Origin of the sequence: Xenorhabdus sp. SGI240 (assembly GCF_040081915.1) — a bacterium.
Classification (GTDB): Bacteria; Pseudomonadota; Gammaproteobacteria; order Enterobacterales; family Enterobacteriaceae; genus Xenorhabdus; species Xenorhabdus bakwenae.
This window is the reverse complement of record NZ_JBEBMB010000102.1, coordinates 1-2,383: the sequence shown is the minus strand read 5'-3', so window position 1 is coordinate 2,383 and position 2,383 is coordinate 1. Positions and strand designations below refer to the sequence as shown.

Genomic DNA, 2,383 nt, shown 5'->3' with positions numbered 1-2,383 from the left:
TGTGGCATTTGAGTAATCGAATAGCCAGAAAACTGCTTTCTCATACACTGGGCATTTTTGCTAATTTTAAACAAGGTAAAAGTCAACGCGACTGGCTTCAACAAGCCCATGTCATAGGAGGCTAAAGTTGAGCATCGCGTTCGTAAAGGTCAATTTTACGGGGTGCAGTTCGTTTACGGGCTTGTTCAAGCAGAGGGCGCATCTGCTCAAATTGCTCACGGGTGATATCACTGGGGTAAACTTTTCTCATCTTCAGATTATCAGGGTTCAATGTATTTTAGTAAAGACTCTGAACAGGTTGTTAGAGATCGACAGTGAAGAAAGACGAGAGATACTGTTTTTAGACAACTTAAACATCATTACAAGCAAAAAGGAATCTGATGCACCTGGCAACAGCGTTGGTAAATCAACTTTAGGAAGAATTCTAGACTACTTGTTTGATGGCTCAATTAACCCTATCTACATTGATGATGAGTTTCAAACACCAAAACAAGAGATTGAACAGCTTTTCACCAATAGTAAAGTATACGTATCACTAGAATATCTAGGTTTAGACAATCAATACAGCGTTATCAAACGTAGACTTTCTACTGATGCAGAGCTACAAAGCTACATTTTGAATGGGCGCGAAGTAACAAGCAAAGAGTACATCTCTCATATCATGGGTAGCATTTTCAACGTTTACTCTGCTAAACCAACGATCAGAAAACTTGCTCCGAAATTCTTTAGAACAACACAACACCGTATGACAAAGACAGTTAACTTTGACAACGGTAGGAACGTTTCTAAGTCGGATATCAATACTGTCTTTCTATATTTGTTCAACTTTAATGACACTGAAATACTCAGTAAAGTCCATAGGTTAAAGACCACAATCAGGGGTTATGAAAGAAACCTAAAAGCATTCAATAGTGTGATTTCTCAAGACAAGATTGTTGGCTCGATATTCAAAATAAAACGAGAAATTGCTAAGTTGGAAAAGTCTCTCTTATCGTCTGAAAAAGGGATCGATAAGCTAGAGATCGTATCTAAAATCAACACGATTGATGATGAGCAAAACTCCTTATCTGATGAAATACTGTCGTTAGATTTAAAGATAAAAAACATCTTCAAAACCAATGAAATACTCAAGAATAATGAACAACATCATTTGCTAGATGAGTTGCAGACAATTTATGAATACGCATCGGTTAAGATAGAATCCACGCTTGAGGATTATCAACAAGCACTTGCGTTCCATGAGCATCTTCTAAGTACTAAGCGTGAGTTTGTTTCTCATGGGCTAGATAAGCTTCAAGAGAAATATGAAAAAGCAACTGTCAAATTCGGTCAGCTAAAGAATCAGAAGCAGAGCCTTTTCGACGAACTTAAGTCGAAAAAGAAAATAGAAGAGATTTCTGACACGATGAAGTAAATTGGCAAACTGGACAAAGAGTTAGCCAAACTAACAGCCATCATCGACAAAAAAGATGACATCGATTCAAAGCTGGTACTTGAAAGACAAAGCTTAACTGAGTTGTCAGGGGAACTGGAAACTGAGCTTAGTAACGTAACCTCTTTTGAAGAGAAATACATCGAAAACTTCAAAGACTACACTCGTTATTTTTATGGTGTTGAGTACAACTTCAGTCTCCATTTAGATCAAGAAAAAGGCGAATGTGCCCCACATGTAGACGATGTGGAGTCAAACAACGAAGGCGGATTAAAGAGACTTGAAGTTGTTACGTTTGATCTAGCATACATCAAGACCGTTTGTGACAAACAAGCTTTGAGGCCTAACTTTGTACTGCACGATTCCATTGATGAAATCGACATTCAACACGTTCGCAAAATGTTTGACGAGTCGATTAAACTATCAGGGCAACATATTGTATCTATGCTGTCTGATAAGCTAGTTCAAGAAGATTACCAGAAGTATAAACGTTACATCATTTTGGAACTATCTCAAGATAACAAATTCTTCAAACTGTAATGCCGCTGGCTGCTAATTTAGCAGCCTTTTCTAGAATGTTACTATTTAGATAGCCAATGATAAAAAACTCAAAATCAGCATGAATAACTTATAGTAAACAAGTTCTATGTAAAACCAATGGACAGCAACTCTGACAAACCGACCGCTAGTTTCAAGCTTAACCCTTTACGGATCGTAGCAGTCAAATAATACCGCTAACTAGGCTGACTTTGTGCAACCGAACTATCTAATTAATGAGTTGTCTTCAAGTAAATCTAGTCGAATGTCATCGGATATCGATTACACAGCTTGAATTGCCACTGCTTTAGTAGCCATTTTTTGGCTGATTAGTGCTGACTTCCGCTCTTCGCGCATATCGGAAGGCCTCTAAAATTGAATGGACCGGTTTTTCAGGATACTTATAATATCTGT

At 37.7% G+C, this 2,383-nt stretch carries 2 protein-coding genes and 1 pseudogene; 2 read left to right on the top strand and 1 reads right to left on the bottom strand.

Annotated features, from left to right (window positions below; all coding sequences use genetic code 11):
* Positions 1-139: 139 nt before the first annotated feature.
* Positions 140-250: pseudogene (locus ABLA76_RS16205) on the bottom strand (IS5/IS1182 family transposase); the annotation flags it as partial.
* Between the two features lie 48 nt (positions 251-298).
* On the opposite strand from ABLA76_RS16205, the gene ABLA76_RS16200 reads away from it, so the two are divergent.
* A complete protein-coding gene (locus tag ABLA76_RS16200; protein WP_348988709.1) occupies positions 299-1,414 on the top strand; it encodes a hypothetical protein in 1,116 nt (371 codons plus the stop codon).
* Between the two features lie 102 nt (positions 1,415-1,516).
* A complete protein-coding gene (locus ABLA76_RS16195; protein ID WP_348988708.1) occupies positions 1,517-1,972 on the top strand; it encodes a DUF2326 domain-containing protein in 456 nt (151 codons plus the stop codon).
* Positions 1,973-2,383 lie beyond the last annotated feature (411 nt).